Origin of the sequence: Marinomonas pollencensis (assembly GCF_003387375.1) — a bacterium.
Taxonomy (GTDB): domain Bacteria; phylum Pseudomonadota; class Gammaproteobacteria; order Pseudomonadales; family Marinomonadaceae; genus Marinomonas; species Marinomonas pollencensis.
Window position 1 is genome coordinate 46,624 of record NZ_QUNG01000003.1, and the last position, 21,223, is coordinate 67,846.

Below are 21,223 nucleotides of genomic sequence, written 5' to 3' on the forward strand. Positions count from 1 at the left end.
CAACATCTGTACGTTATAGAGACTCAAACCACTTGCTGGACAGAATATGGTTAATTTTATCAGAGTACTTAGGGTCCGTTGCGTACCCTCCTTTTTGCAAAGAGGCGGCAAAACTTGACGCATCCTTGCCGGCTTGCAAAGCTTCTTTATAACGATCACTGGTGGTCAAAAAATCAGCGTAGTCATTAAAGCTTTGCGAAAAAGAGTCGTACGCTCGAAACGCCGCTTTCTCCTGCTTTGCAATGCCATCTCGATATTCCAAGGTATTCACAACGGCTCGATCACCTTGCCAGCGGCTGTCTGCTTTAATACCAAAAAGATTAAAGCTCGCGCTGCCGTCTTCTTTGGCAATGGGGTATTTTCCCCAGCCAGTTTCTAGGGCAGCTTGCGCTAAGATAGCCTTAGGATTAACGCCCAGCTTTTCAGCCGCCTCTTGTGCATGTGGCCATAACGTTTGGACAAATGATTCTGGTGAATCAAACGCCACAGAACGAGCAGATGGCTTTACTTCAGCAGCCACACCAGCAACAGGGGTAGCGCCAGACAAATTATCTTTAGCCGCTTCCAAAGACGTTTTTTCCGCCATTTCTTTTTGCACCGCTTGCACAAATTCCGTTGATGCTTTTTGCGCTAAGGCCTGGACTCTGACTAAATCTTGGTTAGATATACGCGTTAATAAATCCGTATCATCATGGCTTGAGGCGGCAGCACTACCTTTTCCCTCATATTGCCTTATTAACGCCTCGGAAATGCCAATTCCACCCGATCTCGCGAGTGTCTGAGACATTTGAGAATCCATCATATCTTGATATTGTTTTGTTTGAGCACTAGAAAAAAGGCCACTGCCAATTGACTCGTTACTGGCTCGCATATTTTTAAGCAGCATATTAATAAAGATGGACTCAAACTGCTGAGCAACGTCTTTTAATGCTGTTTCAGGGTCTTTTTGCGCCTTTGTCTTTAGCGCCGACAAGGCCGAAAAATTACCGAAAAAATCATCAGAGGAAACTGCTTTCATATACTCGCCTATATCACCACAAAGTCGGCGTTGATCGCGCCCGCTTCTTTTAGGCCTTCTAAAATAGCCATCACATCACCAGGAGCCGCCCCCACTTGATTCACTGCTCGTACAATATCATTCAATGAGGTACCCGGATCAAAGACAAACATATGACCGCTATTCTTATCGACCTGAACATTGTTGTTGCGAGGCGATAATATCGTCTCACCACCAGTAAGTGTGCCGTCTTGCCCAGGGACCGGAGGAGCCTGATTAATCGTGACGGTTAAACTACCATGGGTTATCGCCGCCGGAGACACTTTTACATGCTGACCAATGACGATCGTGCCGGTTCGAGAGTTAATCACAATACGCGCCCTTTCTTCCCCCACTTCCACATCTAAATTTTCCAAGATAGACAAGAAAGTAACACGCTGACTTGAATCACGAGGCGCGGTAACCCGAATTGAGGTGGCATCTAAGGTACGCGCCACTCCAGGCCCTAATAAACCATTAATTTTATCCGTTACTTGTTTTGCCGTCGTAAAGTCAGGTCGATTTAAATTAAAGGTCAGCGTATCGCCATTATCAAAACTGTTAGGCACAGAGCGCTCGACACTTGCCCCATTAGGAATTAAGCCCACGGTAGGAATACTTAATGACGAACGAGAACCATCGGCACCATCAACCCCTAATCCACCGACCACCAAATTACCTTGCGCCACTGCATAAACCTGACCATCTGCCCCCTTTAACGTGGACAACAAGAGGGTGCCACCACGTAAAGAAGCAGCATTACCAATGGACGAAGCCGTAATATCGATTTTTTGACCTGGTTTTGAGAAGGGTGGCAAGGTCGCCGTTAAAGAAACCGCCGCAACATTTTTAGAGGTTGCTGTTACCCCAGCTGGTAAAGTCACACCAAATCGAGACAACATGCTAGCAAAACTCTGATTGGTAAACGGTGTACTGTCCCCTGTGCCATTCAAGCCTATTACCAAGCCATAACCAAACAACTGGTTATCCCTTACCCCTTGAACACTGGCAATGTCTTTTAAACGCTCTGCTTGCACCCCAAAAGAGAGAAGCAAGGTTAAGATTAATGTTATTTGTTTCATCTTTATCACCCATGTTAAGGCAACAGGCCAAAACGATATGTTAGCGTGCAACTATGCCGCTAGATTAATTTGGCATGTCTCGAGAGTTTAATAACCGGCTCACCCAGCCTTGCTCACTTCCTGCTGCCACTTCCCCAGTGCCAGAGTATGTAATTCGGGCATCGGCAACACGTTCAGAATCAACCGTATTATCTGGAGCAATATCCCTTTTTCTCACCACGCCAGTGAAACGCAAATACTCATTCCCCTGATTCAATTTAAGCCACTTTTCACCGCGCACTGCCATCAAACCATTGGGATAAACTCGGTAGACAGTCACCGTAATAATGCCCGCTAGGCTGTTGTTCTGATCCGCCGAAGCATTACCTGAAAAATTCGTTGTTTGAGCAGGGACATCGGTATCCATATTCAAGGTTTGCCCTAACACTTTAGGATCTGGAATGGTCGCTGAAGCAGTTTTGGAAATAGCGGCTGTGTTTGCCTTAGTGGACGTCGTACTCTCATTAAGGTTGATCGTTAAAATATCACCCACTTTGCTCGCGGTTTGATCACCAAAAAACACATCTCCCATACTGGTATTATAAATGCCTCCACTAGGAGCCTGAGGTGCGTTAACACCATCTGGGTATACTGGTGCGTAAGCGGGATCATCTGATTGAATATGCTCTGTCGTTTTAGGGCCAGACATAGGGTTTGCTGGATCAGGCACATAACCTTTGCGAGGGACTGGTTCCGGTTCTGGCTCCGCTTCAGCCGCCTCTTCGTCGTCATCCGCAACCGCATCGGCTACCGCATCTACCGCCGCAGCGCCCGCTCCTGCCGCTGCGGCATTAGCCACTTCTTGCTGATCTATATCCCATGTTAAACAACCACTTAAACAGCTTGCTAATAGCACTAAGACCGCTAATTTGATATTCATATTGGCACACCAATCCTAAAGCTGCTGTATAGCAAAGCTCATCATACCATCTGCTGATGCAATCACTTTAGAGTTCATCTCATAAGCTCGCTGAGTGGTAATCATGTTCACCAGCTCTTCAATCGAATTCACATTTGAGGCTTCCAACATACCCTGGCCAAGTGTTCCTAAAGAATCCGTTCCTGGAGCACCAACAATCGCAGGGCCACTTGCATTGGTTTCTGTGTATAAATTCGCGCCGATAGAGTCAAGCCCTGTAGGGTTAACAAAACCAGCCAAATTAATAGCCCCTACTTGCTGCATGTCTGCCTGCCCAGCTTTTTTCACAGACACCACACCATCTTGTGCAATATCAATTTCTGTTACATCTGGGTCAATTTGAATACCTGGGTCGATTAACAAGCCATTAGAAGTGACTAAATTTCCGTCACTGTTCAACTGCAAACTACCATTGCGGGTATAAGCCATAGTGCCATCTGGCTGTAATACCTGAAGAAAACCTCGCCCTTGAATAGCCACGTCTAGTTTTCTGTCTGTTACGTTAAAGTCACCATCAGAAAAATCTTTCTGGGTTGCGCCAACCTTAACACCAGTACCCAACTGCAGACCGGAAGGTAATTCCGCATTTTGCGCACTCAGTCCGCCAGGGGCACGAACCGTTTTGTACATTAAGTCTTCGAACACAGCACGGTCTTTTTTAAACGCCGTTGTTGATACATTAGCCAAATTATTGGCAACAACATTAAGCTGTTTATCCATGGCGCTTAAACCTGTTTTACTTACCCACAGCGCTGAATTCATAGAAGCCTCTTTTGTTATAACTGGTAAATTTTTGAATACTAAAAAATGAAATACTTAAAAATATAAAAAACACTAAGCCAACAAACGGGCTCACTTAACGTTAAGCATTTCGCTGTAAAATTCTTGCTGATGCGGCACTGTCTTCTCGTATTGTGTCCATCATTTTGATATTCATTTCAAAGCGACGAGAAAGATCCATAATGTGCGTCATTTCTTCAACCGCATTAACATTGCTACCCTCAATAAACCCTGAGGCCAACTGAACATTTTGATCCGCACCAAGGTCTTGCCCAGGCACTTTTGTGTGAATCAACCCATCTTCTCCCTTGCGGATAGTGTCGGCCTCTGGATTAACCAATTTGATCTGGTCGATCACTGCCACTTCATTCGCAGCACCACCTTGCGGAACAATTGAAATAGAACCATCAGAGGCAATGGTAAGGCTTTCTAATGGCGGCAAAAAAACCGGACCATTATTTCCGACAACCGGTAAACCTCTGCCAGTTACCAGCTGACCTGCGGCGTTAATTTGTAAATCGCCAGCTCGGGTATAGGCTTCTTGGCCTTCACTGTCATACACAGAAATAAAACCTGACCCTTTAACTGCAACATCAAGATTTCGACCTGTTTGAATCATGTCGCCTTGCGAGTATCGAGTGGCAGGGTTTTCTGTCATAGCGTAGACACGGCTAGGAAAATGCTCGCCATTAACCTGCATGGATCGCGCTTGCTCAAAGTCCGCACGAAAGCCTGTTGTATTCACATTGGCTAAATTATTGGCGTGTATAGTTTGGGCATTCATCGTCTGTACACCCCCACTCATTGCAAGATACAAGGCTCTATCCATTACCATTTCCCTCAATAAACAACTCTCTATTAGGGTATTACTATCAAAAAGCGTACCAACTCAAAGAAAAAACAAAAAAGATGCAAAAAAAAAGCCGCAATAGAAGACTATTTGCGGCTTTTCTGGAAATCAAAAATGCGATTAACGTAGATTTATTATCGTCTGTGTTACCGTATTTTCAGTTTCTAATGTCTTAGAGTTTGCCTGATAGTTACGCTGCGCCTCTATAAGAGCAACCAATTCAGAGGTCAAATCCACATTCGACTCCTCAAGTGCCCCACCTTGCACGCTCCCTAGGGTGCCACTATTTGGTCGACCAACACTCGCAGGACCAGAATCTTTGCCCGCTACCCATGCCGTATCACCATCTGGCACCAAACCGTCAGTATTATCAAAGGTTGCCAAAGCTAACTGGCCAAGTGTTGCCGTTTGCTGGTTAGTATAAGTGGCAATAAGGTTACCATCCTCATCAAACGACACCCCTTGAAGCTCACCAGCTGAAAACCCATCTTGCTTAAATTCATCAGTACTATCGAGAGCGAACTGAGTCGAGCCTGTAAGGTCAACTGGGATAATAGAATTTCGGTTTGTTGGGTCAAACCCTTCAATTTGCAGCTGTACTGGTTGAGGAGAACCAAAAGGTGGAATACCTTTATAAGCACCAGACAAGTTACCCGCAGGGTCAAAAGTGACGACCGTATCTTTCTCCAAGTAACGCTTATTCTCACCTGTGGTTGGGTCAATATAAGACTCTTTACCATCCACAGTTGCACGCAACTCATAGGTATTATCTTCACCTTGCTGAATAAAGTAATACCCCAGCGTGTGTGTCTCACCTAGCGCATCATAAACATTTTTAGTGTTACCGTAGCTGTATGAAGACGGGTCTGTTGGGTCAAACGCAGGGCGCGCAATATTATCTGGCGTACGGACCAAAGTTGGATCCAATGTCCCAGCGATCGCCACCCCATTCAAGGTACCACCCGCTGCGATAGGATTCTGAGTCAAATTCGCAATATCGGCAACAGTTGGCTCTGTTGCGCCGCTGTACAACAAAGCAAATGGCGGCTCATCAACGCCATCACCATTATAATCCGTAGTCTCAGCACCATTGAAAGTGGCGTAAGTTGGCTGCATAAACGGCGCACCAGTATCGTCTGTCGACTTACCATCAACCGTTGCATAAACCTCATAAGTATTAGGCATTTTGCTTTTGGCATAATAGTAACTAATCAAGTGATTGTTCCCATTGCCATCTGCTACCGTTTGCGTCTGAGTGTAATCGTAAGTGTCTGGGTTGGCTGGATCAAAATCCGCTCGAATATACGGCGGCACATCCTCCCCTTCAGAGTTTAAGTTCACTTTTAGATTTACTTCAGAAGTAGCCTTAGGAGGAATTCGAGCAGTGGGCACCACCATGTCTTCTAAGTTACCGCCAATAATACCATCAACCGCGTTATAACCTTGCACCTTGGCACCTGAGTTCGTCACCAAGTTTCCATCTGCATTTAACTTAAACTCACCCGCACGCGTAAAAGCTTGAGTGCCAGCCCCGGCATCCAATACAAAGAACCCAGTGCCATCGACCGCCAAATCCAAATTGTTATCAGTATAGGCTAGATTACCGGATGAAAACTCTTGAGAAACACTTGCGACGCTCACGCCGGAGCCAATGATGTTACTACTCCCAGCACCTAGCACGTTGCTGTTGTACAAATCATTAAATTCGATGCGTGATTTTTTAAAACCCGTTGTGTCCGCGTTGGCAATATTGTTACCGGTCACGCTTAAATAGTCAGCAGACGCTTTAATACCTGATAATGCTGTATTGAAACCCATATTACGCTCCAGTTATCCTAATATTTCCAATTCGTTTGTTAGCTTAACTTTGCCGTGATTCTCGACGTTCAAAACCGTACCATCAGCACCATTAATCGTGACCCCTTGAATACGACTAGGCAGCTGAGTCGTTAAAGCAGACACCTCCCCCTTATCATTTACCATTGAGGCGGCAAAACGATATTCACCAGGCGGCAAAACATTTCCGGCATCGTCTTTCTTATCCCAATCAAATTGCCCTGTATCCAACTTAGCGGTACGGACTAATTGATCATTGGCATCATAAATTTTTAGCGTGGCAGACTTTGCGCCTTCCGGCAGCACGGTACGCAAGGCTACATCCTCTTGCGACTCTGTCACTGTTGTCTTATCTGCCTTCATCATCAACGACTTACCAACCAAGCTAGATGCTCCCAATGCTTGGTTAGAAGTCAACGACGTCGTCATGTTTTTTAACTGGTCAGAGATACTCGAGAGTTTTTCAAGCGAGCTAAACTGAGACATTTGCGACACCATGTCATTGGTGTCTTGTGGTGCTGTAGGGTCTTGCCCTTTTAACTGCTCGATATAAAGCTTCAAAAATACGTTTTTATCCGCAAGACCACCGGTGGCGTCTTTCTCCGCCACACTATCTGGCTTTTCTATGCCAGCTTTGGACTTTGCGCCATCGGTACCGTATTGAGATATCAGGCCTCTTAACCCATTATTATCTGATATATTCGCCATCTCTCACCCCTATGACTGTCCTAGCGTAAGCATTTTTTGCATCATGCTTTTCGCTGAATTCATAATTTCCACATTGGTCTGAAAGGATCGAGAGGCAGACATCATATCCGCCATTTCTTCAATCGGATTAACATTAGGGTAGTACACATACCCATCTTCGTTAGCCATTGGATTATCCGGCTCATAACGTGGCTTTAATGGCGCATCGGACTCAACAATACCATCCACTTTCACCCCGATTCCTGCCCCGATATCATCAGCCCCAGCACCATTCCAGCCGCTTTTTTGCATCTCATCATTCATCATTTGAGAAAAAACCGGCTTACGAGCTCGATATGTCTGGTCTGCAGAGCTGGCCACACTGTCTACATTGGCCATATTACTTGCCACCGTGTTCAGACGAATTGTTTGGGCACTCATTGCAGACCCGGAAATCGTAAAAATATTACTAAGAGACATAACGATTAATTCCCTGTGAGGGCTTTTTTCAGGCCACTAATTTTTCTGTCTAAAAACATAAAGCTAGTATCAAACTGCATGGAGTTCTGTGCGTACTCAGCTTGCTCACGCTGCATATCAACGGTATTGCCGTCTAATGATGGTTGACTTGGGTTGCGATACAGCAGACCGCTGCTCTCGCCCATTGTGCTATTACCCTGTATATGGCGATCATTGTCACTCGCTAAACGCAGTTTGCTTTGCTCATTGTTAAACATTGAGTCGAAGGAAATGTCTCTCGCCTTATAATTTGGCGTATCTGCATTAGCAATATTATTGGCTAGAACAGAAGCTCTCTCACTTCTAAATTCCAGCATCTTGTCATGCCCTGCAAACGCTTGATTAAATGATATGGCCACGCCACCTCCTAACGACTAATACTTAAAGCTTTGATTTTAATAAGCAATATCAATGCCAATTAATTTATCTTTATTTATCAATAGCTTAGAATTTAAAAAAATGAAATCGGCAAAAAACGGCAAGCTAATCCAACCTCCAGAAACAAAAAAAGCCACGCTTGGCAATCAAGGCATGGCTTATTAAGAAGAGACTCTTTTGTTGCAGGTATTATCTTAGCGACTTGGCTTTATAAACAATCCCTGGGTGACACTGAACAATTTCAAACAAAGAAGACAGACCACTTAGCGCCTCAGAGCCTCCTAAAAATAAATACCCTCCAGGATTAAGAGAGGCATGCATACGCTTCAAAATATCGAGTTTGCGCTCTCCATCGAAATAAATCAGAACATTTCGACAGAAAATTATGTCGAATTTTCCCAATGATGCAAACGAGTCAATCAAGTTTAAATACCTAAAATCTACCCGTGCTCTCAAATGGGGTTTTATTTTCCAGGTGGAGGCGTCTATTTTATCAAAATACTTATTTTGTAAATCGGCACCAAGCCCTCGAGCGATCGCCAAACTATCGTACTCTCCCTGCTTAGCATGCTGAAGAATATTAGTGCAAATGTCCGTCGCAACAATCCTTTCTCCAGCTTTCAAAGCACTCGGTTTTAACGCCTTATACTCATCAATAACCATACTAATAGAATAGGGCTCTTGACCTGTAGAGGACGCCGCAGACCATATTTTTAGCGGCCTTTCTGTCATTTCTGGCAGCACTTTATTTCTCAGAATCGTAAAAGGATGAGAGTCACGAAACCACAAGGTTTCATTGGTCGTCATCGCATTAATCACTTCTTCCTTCAGGCGCGCGTTACCAGTACGCTCCAACGCATCAACTAATTGCTCAATTTTAGTATACTTTTCTCTTTCGAGAATTTTGCCTAAACGACTAGCGACAAGGTATTGTTTATTCTCACTCAGTGAAATCCCACACGCTTTTTGCAGAAAATTTCTAAACCTAAGATAGCCATTTGGTGTAATTGCATTTGTACTACTGAGCATTAAAACTCCTAAAACAGCAGAGATCATAAGCGCCTTTGAGTACACACTCCCAAAAACACAATTTACTAATCAGCTTGAACCTGCACCGTTTCAATGGCCAAGCGGGCCAACTCATCTGGCTGAAACTTAGCTAAAAAGCCATCAGCTCCCACTTTCTTAACCATCGCTTCGTTAAAAACACCACTTAATGACGTGTGCAGGAGAATGAATAAATCCTGCAAACGACTGTCATTACGAATCGCTGTCGTTAAAGTATAACCATCCATTTCTGGCATTTCGATATCAGAAATGACCATGGCAAACTCTTTGGTAACATCCGCTCCATCTGCCACCATTCCCTGTAAATATTCCAACGCTTCACGACCGTCATTCAACACCGTCGTTTCAAAGCCTACCTGCTCCATACAACGCTTGATTTGCTTACGGGCCACAGATGAATCATCAACAATAAGAATATGGTGCTTTTTAGCATTCGCGTGAACACCTTCACTGACAATCCCATCAGAGATATCCTGACGTGTTGGCGCCACTTCAGATAAAATCTGCTCCACGTCAATAATTTCAACCATTTCCTGGTCTACTTGACAGACAGCAGTAAGATAGTTGTCATTGATCAAACCTTTTGGTGGCGGCTGAATGTCACTCCAGTTCATGTTGACAATTCGCTCTACACCTCGCACCAAGAAACCCTGAATACGGCGATTATATTCGGTAATAATGACAAAACATTGCGCGATGTTTTCCATCGGGCTAGCGCCAGTCGCCAACCCCAAGTCTAGAATAGGAATAGTGCCACCACGAATATGAGCAACGCCTCGCACTACCGAACTACTGTGCGGTAAAGCGGTTAATTTAGGACACTGCAACACTTCCTTCACTTTAAACACATTAATCCCGTATATCTGCTTTCCATTCAGACGAAAAAGCAATAATTCGAGGCGGTTCTCCCCAACTAGTTGGGTACGCTGGTTAACGCTCTCGAGAACACTAGCCATAAATGTCTCCTAAAAAAATGTATACGTAAAGTGAGTATTAAGTCAGACTCATTAATATTAAAATATAAGCCATAATAGAGTGATTATCTCTATTTTACTAATAACTTAACAATACCAAAGAGAGTTTATTATGTCGTCAATAAGGCTAATAATAGCCTTTGCTTGTCTCCAAGCCAGCCACAGCTTTGCCTTATCGATCACTGAACAAATACACAAGTATATTAATCTGGTTGAGATCCCAAGGATCGCCACGGTATACCCTGATGCAGACATTGAAATCTCACTGAACAACCAAGCAGCTCTAAGCTACTTACCCGCCTGTCAAGACGCCAATATACAGATAGAAAACCAAAGGCCAAATGCCTCAAAACGCACGACCTATGCAATACACTGTAATTCACCTGAATGGAAATCCTTCGTTCCCGTCACTCAATCCATCCTAATATCAGCATTTAAGGTGACCACTCCAATCAATCGCGGCCAGGCAATCACGCCACAAAACACCAGCATTGGGCAAGTGGATATCACCAGTCTGCGAGGTCAGGTGTATACCAAAAGCCACCCACCTTTCGGACTAATCGCTTCTCGCAATTTGCGCATCAATGCTTTCATTACTGATAAGGTCACCAAACAACCTACTTTAATCAAAAAGGGTGAGCGTATTTTAATCACCGCCAGAACAGGCAACATTGTTGTCAAAATGAATGGAAAAGCGCTGGAAAATGGCATTAAAGACCAACAAATTAGAGTGCAAAATACCAGTTCTGGGCGAATTATATACGCAAAAGTTGTAACCGACAGTGAGGTTCTTGTAAACTACTAAACTGTGTTTCATTGCGATCTATAAATAACGACTTTTTCTGCTAAAGTTTTTTCAAATAAAGCCGTTAAAGCAAGTAGGCAAATCATTCAAGGCGGAAGCAACCTAATGGCAATAAATTTCACAGGGATATCAAACCAAGGCGGCGTTAGCAAAAATAGCCGCACGCCCGCTGAAGACTCCACATCAAAAACAGCGGTGGACGCCAATACATCTGGTGCTGGTACTATGGCTGAAGACACAGTTAGGCTTAGTGGCACCGCTCAAACCCTACAGAATCAAGAAGCCAAAATTAACGGTTTATCTGATATCGACCAACAAAAAGTAGATCAAATTAAGCAAGCCATTGCATCTGGAAACTATAAAATCGACTCACAGAAACTGGCTAGCAACATGGCGTCTATGGACTCATTATTCTAGACTGTCATTAATGCAGTCTTAATTGGTTTACCTATATGTTGCCCATCGCCCCTGTTTTCCTTAGAAGTAAAGAAATTCTACAACAACTTTCCTCTCTTCTAGACAGTGAAAGAGTGGCATTTGGTGAACTCAACAGCGAAGCCATTGTCAGTATCGCTGCTGAAAAAAGCGCCCTCCTAGATGAAATGAATCTATTAAATGAGAGAAGAGTTAATCTGCTCATTAAATTTAACATCATAGATCGCAAAAAACCTTTAGAAGAAGATTTCAAAACTTGGCTACTAGAGCAAGATAGCAGCATGGATGAAACTCGCCAACTAATGGAAGAATGCGAAACACTGTTGACCCTCTGCAAAACAAAAAACCAAAGCAATGCCAGAATTCTCACCACCTTACAGAAACGCAATAAGCATTTATTTGAATTATTACAAGGTCACAACGATAAAAGTAAAGTCTACACATCAAGAGGCGCCACACGCCCAATTAGCAGTAAGCACACTTTAGGTAGAGCTTAAAATTCTCATATAAATCAATTGTTTCCCTTCCCAAAATTTGAGTTACGCGCAAAATTCAGGTATAAATCTCCTAATAGAAAACAAATGTCCCCTTAGTTCAGCTGGATAGAACAAGGACCTCCTAAGTCTTAGACGTGAGTTCGAATCTCGCAGGGGACACCAGACACAAAAAAAGAGCGCATGCGCTCTTTTTTTACATAAGACAGAACAGCTTATTGCGCTTCTATCAACTCAAAACTATGAACGATCTTCACTCCGCCTTTTTCCAACATCAAAGACGCAGAACAGTATTCTTCAGCCGATAACTTCACCGCACGCTCTACTATTTTCTCTTTAAGGTTGCGACCTGTTACAACAAAATGCACACGGATTTCGGTAAACACAGCGGGGACCGAATCGGCACGATCTGCATCAATTTTCGCCACACAAGAGACAACATCTTGACGAGACTTTTTCAGAATATTAACCACATCGTAAGAGGTACAGCCGCCTAGCCCAGCTAACAGCAACTCCATTGGACGAACACCCACTTTTTGGTTGCCGTCTATTTCAATACTGAAGCCAGATCCTGTTTCAGCAGTGAAATGAACATCTTCTTGCCACGTTACATCGGTTTTCATTATTTAACCTTCTCTAGACTCTTATTCAAACAGCTCAGCCAGTTTTTCACCTGGATTCTGCGCCTTCATAAACGCTTCTCCAACCAAAAAGGCATGTATTTCATTTTTACGCATCAGCGCCACATCATCTCGAGTATGAATACCACTTTCGGTAACAATAAGGCGATCATCTGGCACCCCTTTCATTAGCTCAAAGGTATGATCTAAACTTAAATCAAAGGTATGTAAATCTCTGTTATTAATACCTAAAAGCTCTGTTTGCGTATGCTCAAGCGCCAAATCTAATTCCGCTTTATTATGCACTTCCACCAGCACATCCATACCTAGCTCACGAGCTAGGGCATCAAACGCCTTTAATTGAGCCCCATCCAAGCAAGCCGCAATCAGTAGAATACAATCAGCACCAATCGCACGCGCTTCCATGATTTGATATTCATCTACCATAAAATCTTTACGAATAACGGGCAACTTACATGCGTTGCGTGCTTCTACTAAATAATCTTCATGGCCCATAAAAAAGTCTTGATCCGTCAATACGGACAAACAGGCTGCGCCATGCTGTTCGTAGGAACGAGCAATCTGTGCCGGCGAGAAGCTTTCTCGCAGAACGCCTTTACTAGGGGAGGCTTTTTTGATTTCGGCGATAACCCCTGCTTTACCCGCAGCCACTTTATTGCGCAGCGCTTGAGCAAAGCCTCTTGGCGCGTTATGTACATTTGCTACAGAAGCTGCCACTTCTAAATTAGCGTAAGAAGTTTGTCCTTTTCGCGCTTCTATTTCTTCAAACTTTCGCGCCACAATTTTTCTTAAAATAGTTGGTATTTCTACTTGCATAACAACATCCTTCGCTTCATTACTCAGCGTTTTTATAATAACGAGTAAAGCTCGCTAGCTCTGAAAGCTTCACTTTCGCCAACCCGCTACCAATCATGTCCTCTGCCATTTCTACACCTTCTTTTAGTGTATCCGCAACACCACATACATAGATGGCAGCACCAGCATTTAACGCGACAATATCACGCGCAGGGTTTTCAACCCCTTTGCCATCCAAAGCACTTTTTATTAACGCTAAGCTTTCTGTTGAGTCTTTTGCTTGCAGCGCATTAAGAGACTGCAGAGGAATACCAAAGTCTTCAGGGCTAATCGTATATTCCGTGATCTCACCATGATTAAGTTCAGCAACATAGGTTAATCCACCTATGCTAATTTCATCCAAGCCATCTTCTGAGTGCACCACCATTACATGCTCGCTGCCTAACGCTTTCAATACTTCCGCGATCGGCCGCACCCATTGCTTTGCAAACACTCCCATTACCTGTCTTTTGGTTCCGGCAGGATTGGTTAAAGGGCCCAATAAGTTAAAGATGGTGCGTGTTGCCATCTCTTTACGAGGACCCACTGCGTACTTCATTGCCGAATGGTGATTAGGAGCAAACATAAATCCTAACCCAATCTCTTCAACACAACGACGAACTTGCTCAGCAGTCAAATCAAGATAGATGCCAGCTTCTTCTAATACATCCGCACTGCCTGATTTAGATGAAACAGAACGTCCTCCATGCTTGGCAACCTTTCCCCCTGCTGCGGCAACAACAAAGGCCGACGCCGTAGACACATTAAATAAATTGCCACCATCGCCACCTGTCCCACAGGTATCGACTAAGTGTTCTAGCGGCAAATCTACCTTCATAGACAATTCGCGCATCACTTTCGCGGCAGCGCTAATTTCGGCAACGGTTTCGCCTTTCATTCGCAAACCAATTAAAAAACCACCAATTTGAGCTGGAGTGGTATTACCTGTCATTATATCGGTCATTACGAGACGCATTTGATCGCTGCTCAAATCCTGATGACTCGCCACAGCTGAAATTGCTTTTTGGATATCCACCCATTACTCCTATCGCGTCAAAAAATTTGCTAACAAGGCATGCCCTGCCTCGGTCAAAATAGATTCTGGGTGAAATTGCACCCCTTCTACTGGTAAGGACTTGTGCCGCATACCCATAATCTCATCTCGCTTACCATCCGCTCCTTGCGTCCAGGCAGTTATCTCGAAGCAGTCTGGTAAAGTAACTTCATCGACAATCAACGAATGATACCGCGTTGCGCTTTGAGGGTTAGGTAAGCCGTTAAAAACAGACGTTTCATTGTGATAAATTAAAGAAGTCTTGCCGTGCATGACATTTCTAGCACGAATAACATCACCACCAAAGACTTGGCCAATACTTTGATGGCCTAAGCAAATACCTAAAATAGGAATTTTACCGGCAAATTCACGAATCGCCGCCATCGAGATTCCTGCTTCATTTGGTGTGCACGGACCGGGAGAAATCACCAAATGAGAAGGGGCTAGCTGGGCTATTTGCTCAATGCTAATCTCATCATTTCGATAAACGCAAACTTCTGCTCCCAACTCACGAAAATACTGTACTAGGTTGTAAGTAAAAGAGTCGTAATTATCAATCATTAACAACATGTCTATACTAACTCTTTGATTTTATATAAGGCATAAAAATACAGTGTCACACTTTCCCAGAGAAGCTTTTACCCCCCACTGAAAAGGCAATACAACCATCATCGATCCTCGATTTTAAAGGATTTGGCGGCCGAACACTAACCCCTTTCTTTCGCTCACTGAGGATTCGCTCAGTTGCTAAATAAAATCACAACAAAATATCAAGAAAGCTCAACATTATTCAATTTTATCGTCAAAAATGGCCTAACAATCCACTCTAGTTTGAAACAATCAAGGTTATACTTCACACTAACACTCCGTCACCACTTCTTCTCTTTTCGGTTATAAAGGACACGCTGTGCACAACCAAGTTGCAGACCTTATTGAAGCATTAATTCAAGATGAGCACTCCTACGAGTCCATTGGCAAAGCCATGGCCGAAGCAACCCCTGACGATGTTGCTCTAGCGCTAGAATCCATCCCTCTTACACAGCGCACCAGAGCATGGCAAAACATCAAACAAGCGAAGCGCCTCGACATACTCGTGGAAATGCGTGGCGAGTCACGTAGCTTATTGCTAAAGGAGCTTGAAGAGTCTGAAATCGAGGCGTTATTCGCCGATGTTGATGCTGAAGATTTGTTGGAAATAGCCGACTCTTTGCCAGACAAAATGGTGGATTTGGCACTCAACCAGATGGACCACAAACAGCGTGAGTACTATCAAAAAGGGATAGTGTATGACGACAACCTGGTTGGTCGCTGGATGGATCACGAGTTACTTATTGCGTCCCAAAGCATACGCTCTGCTGAAGCACTGCGTTTATTAAAGAAAAGCACCCCCAATTACACAGATATGATCTACCTAGTCAATCGAACCGGTCGCTGGGTGGGCTGCGTTAAATTTGATCAGTTATTCAAAGCACAAGGTCACGAAGCCATTTCCAGCTTAATCGACGAAGACTGCCCTTTTGTTCTCGCCACAACGGAACTGACCAAAGCCGCTGAGCAACTCGAAAAAGCAGAACTGTCGGCATTGCCTGTGGTGGATGAGCATCATATTTTACTCGGTCGCTTTCATACTGGACTGGCGCTTGAAAGCCTTCGTCTCGCCAATGAAACACAACAAATGTCGACCGCAGGTTTAAACGAAGAATCCGATTTATTTGCACCGGTAAAACGCAGCGCAGCCACTCGCGGCATCTGGCTTGGAATCAACCTTTTAACCGCTTTTTTAGCCTCCTCTTTTATTGGGCTATTTGAAGCAACACTGCAACAAGTGGTTGCTCTTGCTGTACTCATGCCCATAGTTGCCTCTATGGGTGGCATCGCAGGTAGCCAAACCCTTACGTTAATCGTACGCGGTTTAGCCCTCGGCCAAATCACTCGCAGCAACTTAAAGTCGCTGCTTTCAAAAGAACTAAAAGTCGGTATCTTAAATGGTATTCTCTGGGCAATTGTAATCGGCGTTGTCACCCTATGGTGGTTTGAGAACCCGATGCTCGGGGCGGTTATCGCTATGGCCATTATCGTCAATATTCTTATGGCGGCGTTTTCTGGGGTCATTATCCCGGTTGTCTTAGATAAACTAAAAATCGACCCGGCATTATCAGGGTCCGTTATTTTAACCACGGTCACAGACATTGCGGGCTTTGTGGCTTTTCTAGGCTTAGGCACTTTATTTCTTCTTTAAATACGTTATCGCAACTTAATTAAGCACATTTTAAAATAGGACAGACAATGACTTGGGAAAACGCGCAAACATATTTAGGGTTAGGTGACTCAAACATGCACTGGATAGTGCGTGTTTTTATCGTCGTATTGCTGACCCTAATAGTCAATTTTATTGCAGTACGTGTGCTTGACCGCATCGAGCACCATTTAGGCAAAACCAAAAACCCATGGGATAACATACTTATCCGAGCCACCCAAAAACCCTTAGGTGTTTTTATTTGGTTAGTCGGTATATCAGTGGCCGCTGAGATCTCAGGCACTGAACTCGATCCCACATTCACATCTATCATCTCAGCATTACGCGATGTCGGGGTAATTGCCCTGTTAGCTTGGTTCGTATTGCGATTCATCAAAGAGGCAGAAAATACTCTTACTACATCAAGCAAGGTGGCGAAAAAAGTAGATGTCACCACCGCCAGCGCTATCAGTAAACTGTTGAGAGTCTCGGTTATCATCACCGCCTTGTTGGTCATACTGCAAACGCTAGGCTACAGCATTTCTGGGGTGTTAGCGTTTGGTGGGGTCGGCGGTATTGCAATTGGTTTCGCCGCCAAGGACTTACTGTCGAATTTTTTTGGCGGCCTGATCGTCTATCTCGATAGACCCTTTGTGGTTGGTGATTGGATTCGTTCGCCGGATAAAAACATTGAAGGTACGGTAGAAAATATAGGGTGGCGTCAGACCCGTATTAGAACCTTCGACAAACGACCACTATACGTGCCTAACTCAACTTTCTCGATCATTTCAGTTGAAAACCCTTCACGCATGAGCCATCGCAGAATTAACGAGACCATCGGCGTCCGATATGATGATTTCAGCAAACTTCCTGACATTCTAGCGGAGGTGAAAACCATGATAGCTGAACATGAGGCATTAGATATGAGCCAAACTTGCATGGTGAACTTCAATCAGTTTGGGCCTTCTTCACTGGACTTTTTTATCTATACTTTTACCAAAACAGTGGATTGGAAAACCTTCCATGAAGTTAAACAAGACGTACTGTTTAAAATTATGACTATCATAGAGTCTCATGGAGCAGAAGTAGCATTCCCAACACACACTGTTCACATGGCCAACACAGAACCCATGTCACTGGGCAAGCCAGAAGCGAACAATCAAACAGCATAACGAAGCGCGCAACTTAACGATAAAAAAAGGGCCTGAGTGTTAACTCAAGCCCTTTTCACTTAGAAAAAACTATTTAAATCAGCAGTTCAACAAGGTCATCAATCACTGCATCGGCGCCTAACGAAGCAAGATCTACCCCCTGATGGTAACCATAAGTCACCAGTGCGCACTTAAAGCCTGCCTTATTAGCTGCCCGACAATCCGTCATAGAATCACCTATCATCAAACACCTCTCCGGCTTTGCTTCAATCGATTCACTGCAGTGCAATAGCGGCAATGCTGAAGGCTTTTTCTCTTCAAGTGTATCGCCCCCTAAGAACCAACCAAAATACTCTGTTAGTTCAAAGTGATCTAAAATAGGCTTGATAAAAACACTTGGCTTATTTGTCACCAACGCCATTGGAATACCTTGATGCTTAAAGGCTTTTAATAGCTCTCTCACATTCGCGTAAAGCGCTGTGTTCTGTGTCAAATGAGCAAAATAATGGGTTAAAAATGTTCGATAGCACTCTTCATGCTTGTGCGGATCAAGATTAGCCCAAGACATTGCCTGCTCTATTAACTTAGCCGCCCCAAAGCCAACCCAGCCTCGCACTCGCTCTTCTCCGGCTAATGGCGCATTCTGCTCAGCAAGAAACGCACCCACTGCGCTCGCAATGTCAGGTACACTGTCAATCAAGGTACCGTCTAAATCAAAGCAAACCAGCTCCGGCCAACCATCAAACCAGCTTTTAAAATGTCGTGGTGTTTTCATTAACGCACACTCGCCAACTCTGTGCGCATTAGGTCAATAACCTTTTTATAATCGTCTTTACCAAAAATGGCTGAGCCAGCCACAAAAGTATCCGCCCCCGCTTGTGCTATCTCTGCGATATTTTTTTCACTGACGCCCCCATCTACTTCCAAGCGGATATTACGCCCACTCTCATCAATCATTGATCGAACTTCACGCAACTTATCTAAAGTGCCGGGAATAAAAGACTGGCCGCCAAAACCAGGGTTTACGGACATCAACAATACCATATCGATTTTATCCATAACGTACTTTAAATGATGTAATGGGGTTGCAGGATTAAAAACCAAACCCGCACGACAACCACCATCTTTAATCATTTGCAACGATCTATCAATGTGCTCACTGGCCTCTGGATGAAAGGTAATACTGCTTGCGCCAGCCTCAATAAATTCACCAATCATACGATCCACAGGCTTTACCATAAGATGTACGTCAATGTCCGCCGTCACTCCATGCTTACGCAACGCTTTACAGACCATGGGCCCTATCGTTAGATTGGGAACGTAATGATTATCCATCACGTCAAAGTGAATCATATCGGCTCCCGCCTCTAGTACGTTATCCACCTCTTCCCCTAGACGGGCAAAATCGGCGGCAAGTATCGAAGGGGCGATAATAAAATTATTCATATCTGACTCCAGCAGTGACAAAATAGAAAACAGCTTACTTTACCTGACATTTTAACAAGGCACTCTTAATAAGTATTGGAAACAATGAAGAAAAATTATCCGTGTGTTAACGCTAAGATCTTGCTGGGGCTATCGCTGCTTATCTCGACTGCGCTCTATTCTGCCGAAGAGTCAACCATTGCTCCGACAACTCAGTCACCTAACAGTACCAATACGTCACCACCAAAAACTGAAAAAAGAGTTTCCCCAAGTCCTCAAAAAACACGCATCCAAGCCTTGGAAAACAATGTAAAACAAAACCATCTAGGCCATCAAATCAATCTTTTGGAGGCGCAAGGCAAGTCTTTCTTGACGCTATACAGGCAAGCGTTAACCGGGGATTCTCAAGGTTGTGCTATTTTATTGCCGTCTGACAATGAACACCCAGATTGGCCTGCGGTTATTTCCCCGTTAAGAAACACACTACCTGAATACAGTTGGTGTACGCTCTCCATGGAAATACCAGATATTACACCACGGGCACAAGCCGTCACAGATACCTCGTCCAGCCCTTCTATAGAGGCCGACAACAGCCTGATTCTTGCCAATCAAGAAGAAGTATTTGCACGTCTACAGGCGGCAATTAGTGATCTGAAAAACAAAGGAAATGACAAACAAATTGTGCTGATTGGTTACGGTACTGGCGCAGCGTACGCTCTGCACTTTCTCGCGCAGAATAAAACGTTAGGTGACGCTCTTGTACTAATCAATATGGTCACACCAGGGCCTGAAAACAATTATGATTTGGCACAAGATCTTAGCCTTATTGAACACCCTGTACTGGATTATTTTCTCGCCGACTCAGCGAGCAACCAAAGGTTTGCCAGTTGGCGTAAACAGGCCGCGCAACAAAGAAAGGGAGACACTGGCTTATTCACTCAGCTAATCGCGACAGATGAACTCAATAGTCCATCTGAAGACACGCAGCAAATGGTGCAGAGAGTTCGAGGGTTTCTTAAGCAAAATACCGCACAAGTCGAGCAAGTTAAGCCCCTGCCTGAATACAAAAAAGGGCTTTTCTATGAAAGCCCTTAATCTTCAACCATAATAGCCCGTAGACTATTTACGAGATTTTTTGATCATCTCATAAGCCGATTGTATTTCTTGAGTACGTTCTTTAGCGTGCTCAATCATTTCATCAGGTAAACCTTTGGCACTTAACTTATCCGGATGATGCTGACTCATGAGCTTACGATAGGCTTTTTTGATCTCCCCATCACTCATTTCTGAACTCACCCCTAATGCATCATAAGCCGCTTTCAATAAATCTTTCGAGTTCGCACCATGTGGCGAAGATTGATAACCTTGCCTGAAATGCGCTTGCTGCTTAACTTGTATATGCAAACTTTCAAACTCAGCGACAGACACGCCAAGATAAGCACAGACCTGTGACACCAAGGACTTTTCTTCAACACTAAAATGGCCATCGGCATAAGCAGACACCAACAAGATTTCTAACAAAGTACGCGTAAGGTCGCCCGGACCAACGACATTTTTAAACTGCCCCAACACAGCAGACAAATCAAAATTCGCAGATTTACCCTCATTAAAAAGCTGACGCGCTTGCTCTTGAGCCATAGGCGATAAGCGTAAACGCTGCATGACGGCTTCGGCTAACTGTATCTCTTCTTCAGATACTCGCCCATCAGACTTAGCCAATCGTCCCATTAGTAAAAAAAGTGTACGAAAAAAAGTTTCTTGTTGCTGGCGCACATTTACACGCCCACGCAGACCAACAAAAGCCTCCCCACGCTTGGCACTATCTAGCATTGCGCCTACAAATAATCCGAGCAATCCGCCCCAGAATCCCATCACGATGGTGCCTAAAATTGCACCAATCAACTTCCACATAAAGATATTTCTCCAGAATCGGTAGCCCGTAGAGGCCTGCTTAGATTATCATTTGTCATTATAAAGGAC

25 protein-coding genes and 1 tRNA gene are annotated in these 21,223 nt (G+C 44.2%); 8 read left to right on the forward strand and 18 right to left on the reverse strand.

The annotated features are described in order from the left end of the window. Positions 1 to 13 precede the first annotated feature (13 nt). The 9 genes from flgJ to flgB form a co-directional block, all read right to left on the reverse strand. Complete coding sequence (gene flgJ / locus DFP81_RS05345) at positions 14 to 1,018, reverse strand: flagellar assembly peptidoglycan hydrolase FlgJ (RefSeq protein WP_115896743.1); 1,005 nt, start codon at positions 1,016 to 1,018, stop codon at positions 14 to 16. An 8-nt stretch (positions 1,019 to 1,026) separates the two neighbouring features. Then, complete coding sequence (locus tag DFP81_RS05350; RefSeq protein WP_115896744.1) at positions 1,027 to 2,118, reverse strand: flagellar basal body P-ring protein FlgI; 1,092 nt, start codon at positions 2,116 to 2,118, stop codon at positions 1,027 to 1,029. Positions 2,119 to 2,182: 64 nt separating this feature from the next. Further along, positions 2,183 to 3,037, reverse strand: a complete 855-nt coding sequence (locus tag DFP81_RS05355; protein ID WP_115896745.1) for a flagellar basal body L-ring protein FlgH — start codon at positions 3,035 to 3,037, stop codon at positions 2,183 to 2,185. Positions 3,038 to 3,052: 15 nt separating this feature from the next. Then, positions 3,053 to 3,838 (reverse strand): flagellar basal-body rod protein FlgG, encoded by a 786-nt coding sequence (gene flgG / locus DFP81_RS05360; protein WP_115896746.1) that lies wholly within the window; start codon positions 3,836 to 3,838, stop codon positions 3,053 to 3,055. Between the two features lie 100 nt (positions 3,839 to 3,938). Further along, on the reverse strand, positions 3,939 to 4,685 hold the full coding sequence (gene flgF / locus DFP81_RS05365) for a flagellar basal-body rod protein FlgF (RefSeq protein WP_115896747.1): 747 nt from the start codon (positions 4,683 to 4,685) through the stop codon (positions 3,939 to 3,941). 141 nt (positions 4,686 to 4,826) lie between these two features. Continuing rightward, positions 4,827 to 6,524, reverse strand: a complete 1,698-nt coding sequence (locus tag DFP81_RS05370; protein ID WP_115896748.1) for a flagellar hook-basal body complex protein — start codon at positions 6,522 to 6,524, stop codon at positions 4,827 to 4,829. Between the two features lie 12 nt (positions 6,525 to 6,536). Next, complete coding sequence (locus tag DFP81_RS05375; RefSeq protein WP_115896749.1) at positions 6,537 to 7,250, reverse strand: flagellar hook assembly protein FlgD; 714 nt, start codon at positions 7,248 to 7,250, stop codon at positions 6,537 to 6,539. 9 nt (positions 7,251 to 7,259) lie between these two features. After that, entirely contained in the window at positions 7,260 to 7,709 is a 450-nt protein-coding gene (flgC, locus tag DFP81_RS05380) for a flagellar basal body rod protein FlgC (RefSeq protein ID WP_115896750.1), read from the reverse strand. A 5-nt stretch (positions 7,710 to 7,714) separates the two neighbouring features. Next, complete coding sequence (gene flgB / locus DFP81_RS05385) at positions 7,715 to 8,107, reverse strand: flagellar basal body rod protein FlgB (RefSeq protein WP_115896751.1); 393 nt, start codon at positions 8,105 to 8,107, stop codon at positions 7,715 to 7,717. A gap of 52 nt (positions 8,108 to 8,159) precedes the next feature. On the opposite strand from flgB, the gene DFP81_RS18495 reads away from it, so the two are divergent. After that, positions 8,160 to 8,291 (forward strand): hypothetical protein, encoded by a 132-nt coding sequence (locus DFP81_RS18495; protein WP_281272013.1) that lies wholly within the window; start codon positions 8,160 to 8,162, stop codon positions 8,289 to 8,291. Between the two features lie 24 nt (positions 8,292 to 8,315). On the opposite strand, the gene DFP81_RS05390 is transcribed toward DFP81_RS18495, so the two are convergent. Together DFP81_RS05390 and DFP81_RS05395 are read right to left on the reverse strand one after the other, a co-directional pair. After that, positions 8,316 to 9,155 (reverse strand): CheR family methyltransferase, encoded by an 840-nt coding sequence (locus DFP81_RS05390; protein WP_115896752.1) that lies wholly within the window; start codon positions 9,153 to 9,155, stop codon positions 8,316 to 8,318. A gap of 65 nt (positions 9,156 to 9,220) precedes the next feature. Continuing rightward, entirely contained in the window at positions 9,221 to 10,150 is a 930-nt protein-coding gene (locus DFP81_RS05395; RefSeq protein WP_115896753.1) for a chemotaxis protein CheV, read from the reverse strand. A gap of 130 nt (positions 10,151 to 10,280) precedes the next feature. Between DFP81_RS05395 and flgA the strand changes: the two genes are divergently transcribed. The 4 genes from flgA to DFP81_RS05415 all read left to right on the forward strand — a co-directional run bounded on the left by flgA (position 10,281) and on the right by DFP81_RS05415 (position 12,067). Next, positions 10,281 to 10,973 carry a flagellar basal body P-ring formation chaperone FlgA gene (gene flgA, locus DFP81_RS05400; RefSeq protein ID WP_115896754.1) on the forward strand — a complete coding sequence of 231 codons (693 nt, stop codon included), beginning with the start codon at positions 10,281 to 10,283 and terminating at the stop codon, positions 10,971 to 10,973. A gap of 105 nt (positions 10,974 to 11,078) precedes the next feature. Continuing rightward, positions 11,079 to 11,390, forward strand: a complete 312-nt coding sequence (gene flgM / locus DFP81_RS05405; protein ID WP_115896755.1) for a flagellar biosynthesis anti-sigma factor FlgM — start codon at positions 11,079 to 11,081, stop codon at positions 11,388 to 11,390. A gap of 35 nt (positions 11,391 to 11,425) precedes the next feature. Beyond that, positions 11,426 to 11,905, forward strand: a complete 480-nt coding sequence (locus DFP81_RS05410) for a flagella synthesis protein FlgN (RefSeq protein WP_115896756.1) — start codon at positions 11,426 to 11,428, stop codon at positions 11,903 to 11,905. An 86-nt stretch (positions 11,906 to 11,991) separates the two neighbouring features. Next, a tRNA-Arg gene (locus DFP81_RS05415) sits at positions 11,992 to 12,067 on the forward strand. 50 nt (positions 12,068 to 12,117) lie between these two features. Here the strand turns inward: DFP81_RS05415 and DFP81_RS05420 are convergent. The 4 genes from DFP81_RS05420 to DFP81_RS05435 are packed head-to-tail and all read right to left on the reverse strand — an operon-like array spanning position 12,118 to position 15,001. After that, the gene (locus DFP81_RS05420) at positions 12,118 to 12,525 is read right to left on the reverse strand and encodes an OsmC family protein (RefSeq protein WP_115896757.1); all 408 of its coding nucleotides are present in this window, start codon (positions 12,523 to 12,525) and stop codon (positions 12,118 to 12,120) included. 21 nt (positions 12,526 to 12,546) lie between these two features. Continuing rightward, complete coding sequence (gene trpC, locus DFP81_RS05425) at positions 12,547 to 13,359, reverse strand: indole-3-glycerol phosphate synthase TrpC (protein WP_115896758.1); 813 nt, start codon at positions 13,357 to 13,359, stop codon at positions 12,547 to 12,549. A 19-nt stretch (positions 13,360 to 13,378) separates the two neighbouring features. Then, the gene (gene trpD, locus DFP81_RS05430) at positions 13,379 to 14,413 is read right to left on the reverse strand and encodes an anthranilate phosphoribosyltransferase (RefSeq protein WP_115896759.1); all 1,035 of its coding nucleotides are present in this window, start codon (positions 14,411 to 14,413) and stop codon (positions 13,379 to 13,381) included. A 9-nt stretch (positions 14,414 to 14,422) separates the two neighbouring features. Next, positions 14,423 to 15,001, reverse strand: coding sequence for an anthranilate synthase component II (locus tag DFP81_RS05435; RefSeq protein ID WP_115896760.1), 579 nt, complete (start codon positions 14,999 to 15,001; stop codon positions 14,423 to 14,425). A 337-nt stretch (positions 15,002 to 15,338) separates the two neighbouring features. Between DFP81_RS05435 and DFP81_RS05440 the strand changes: the two genes are divergently transcribed. Together DFP81_RS05440 and DFP81_RS05445 are read left to right on the forward strand one after the other, a co-directional pair. After that, complete coding sequence (locus tag DFP81_RS05440; RefSeq protein ID WP_115896761.1) at positions 15,339 to 16,670, forward strand: magnesium transporter; 1,332 nt, start codon at positions 15,339 to 15,341, stop codon at positions 16,668 to 16,670. Positions 16,671 to 16,717: 47 nt separating this feature from the next. Next, the gene (locus DFP81_RS05445; RefSeq protein WP_115896762.1) at positions 16,718 to 17,839 is read left to right on the forward strand and encodes a mechanosensitive ion channel family protein; all 1,122 of its coding nucleotides are present in this window, start codon (positions 16,718 to 16,720) and stop codon (positions 17,837 to 17,839) included. A 73-nt stretch (positions 17,840 to 17,912) separates the two neighbouring features. Here DFP81_RS05445 and DFP81_RS05450 read toward each other — a convergent pair whose 3' ends face one another. Then, positions 17,913 to 18,593 carry a phosphoglycolate phosphatase gene (locus tag DFP81_RS05450; RefSeq protein WP_115896763.1) on the reverse strand — a complete coding sequence of 227 codons (681 nt, stop codon included), beginning with the start codon at positions 18,591 to 18,593 and terminating at the stop codon, positions 17,913 to 17,915. Then, positions 18,593 to 19,264, reverse strand: coding sequence for a ribulose-phosphate 3-epimerase (gene rpe / locus DFP81_RS05455; RefSeq protein ID WP_115896764.1), 672 nt, complete (start codon positions 19,262 to 19,264; stop codon positions 18,593 to 18,595). The genes DFP81_RS05450 and rpe overlap by 1 nt, the downstream gene beginning before the upstream one ends. Before the next feature lie 84 nt (positions 19,265 to 19,348). On the opposite strand from rpe, the gene DFP81_RS05460 reads away from it, so the two are divergent. Continuing rightward, the gene (locus tag DFP81_RS05460; RefSeq protein ID WP_115896765.1) at positions 19,349 to 20,338 is read left to right on the forward strand and encodes a DUF3530 family protein; all 990 of its coding nucleotides are present in this window, start codon (positions 19,349 to 19,351) and stop codon (positions 20,336 to 20,338) included. A gap of 24 nt (positions 20,339 to 20,362) precedes the next feature. On the opposite strand, the gene djlA is transcribed toward DFP81_RS05460, so the two are convergent. Next, positions 20,363 to 21,154, reverse strand: a complete 792-nt coding sequence (gene djlA, locus DFP81_RS05465) for a co-chaperone DjlA (RefSeq protein WP_115896766.1) — start codon at positions 21,152 to 21,154, stop codon at positions 20,363 to 20,365. Positions 21,155 to 21,223: the final 69 nt, after the last annotated feature.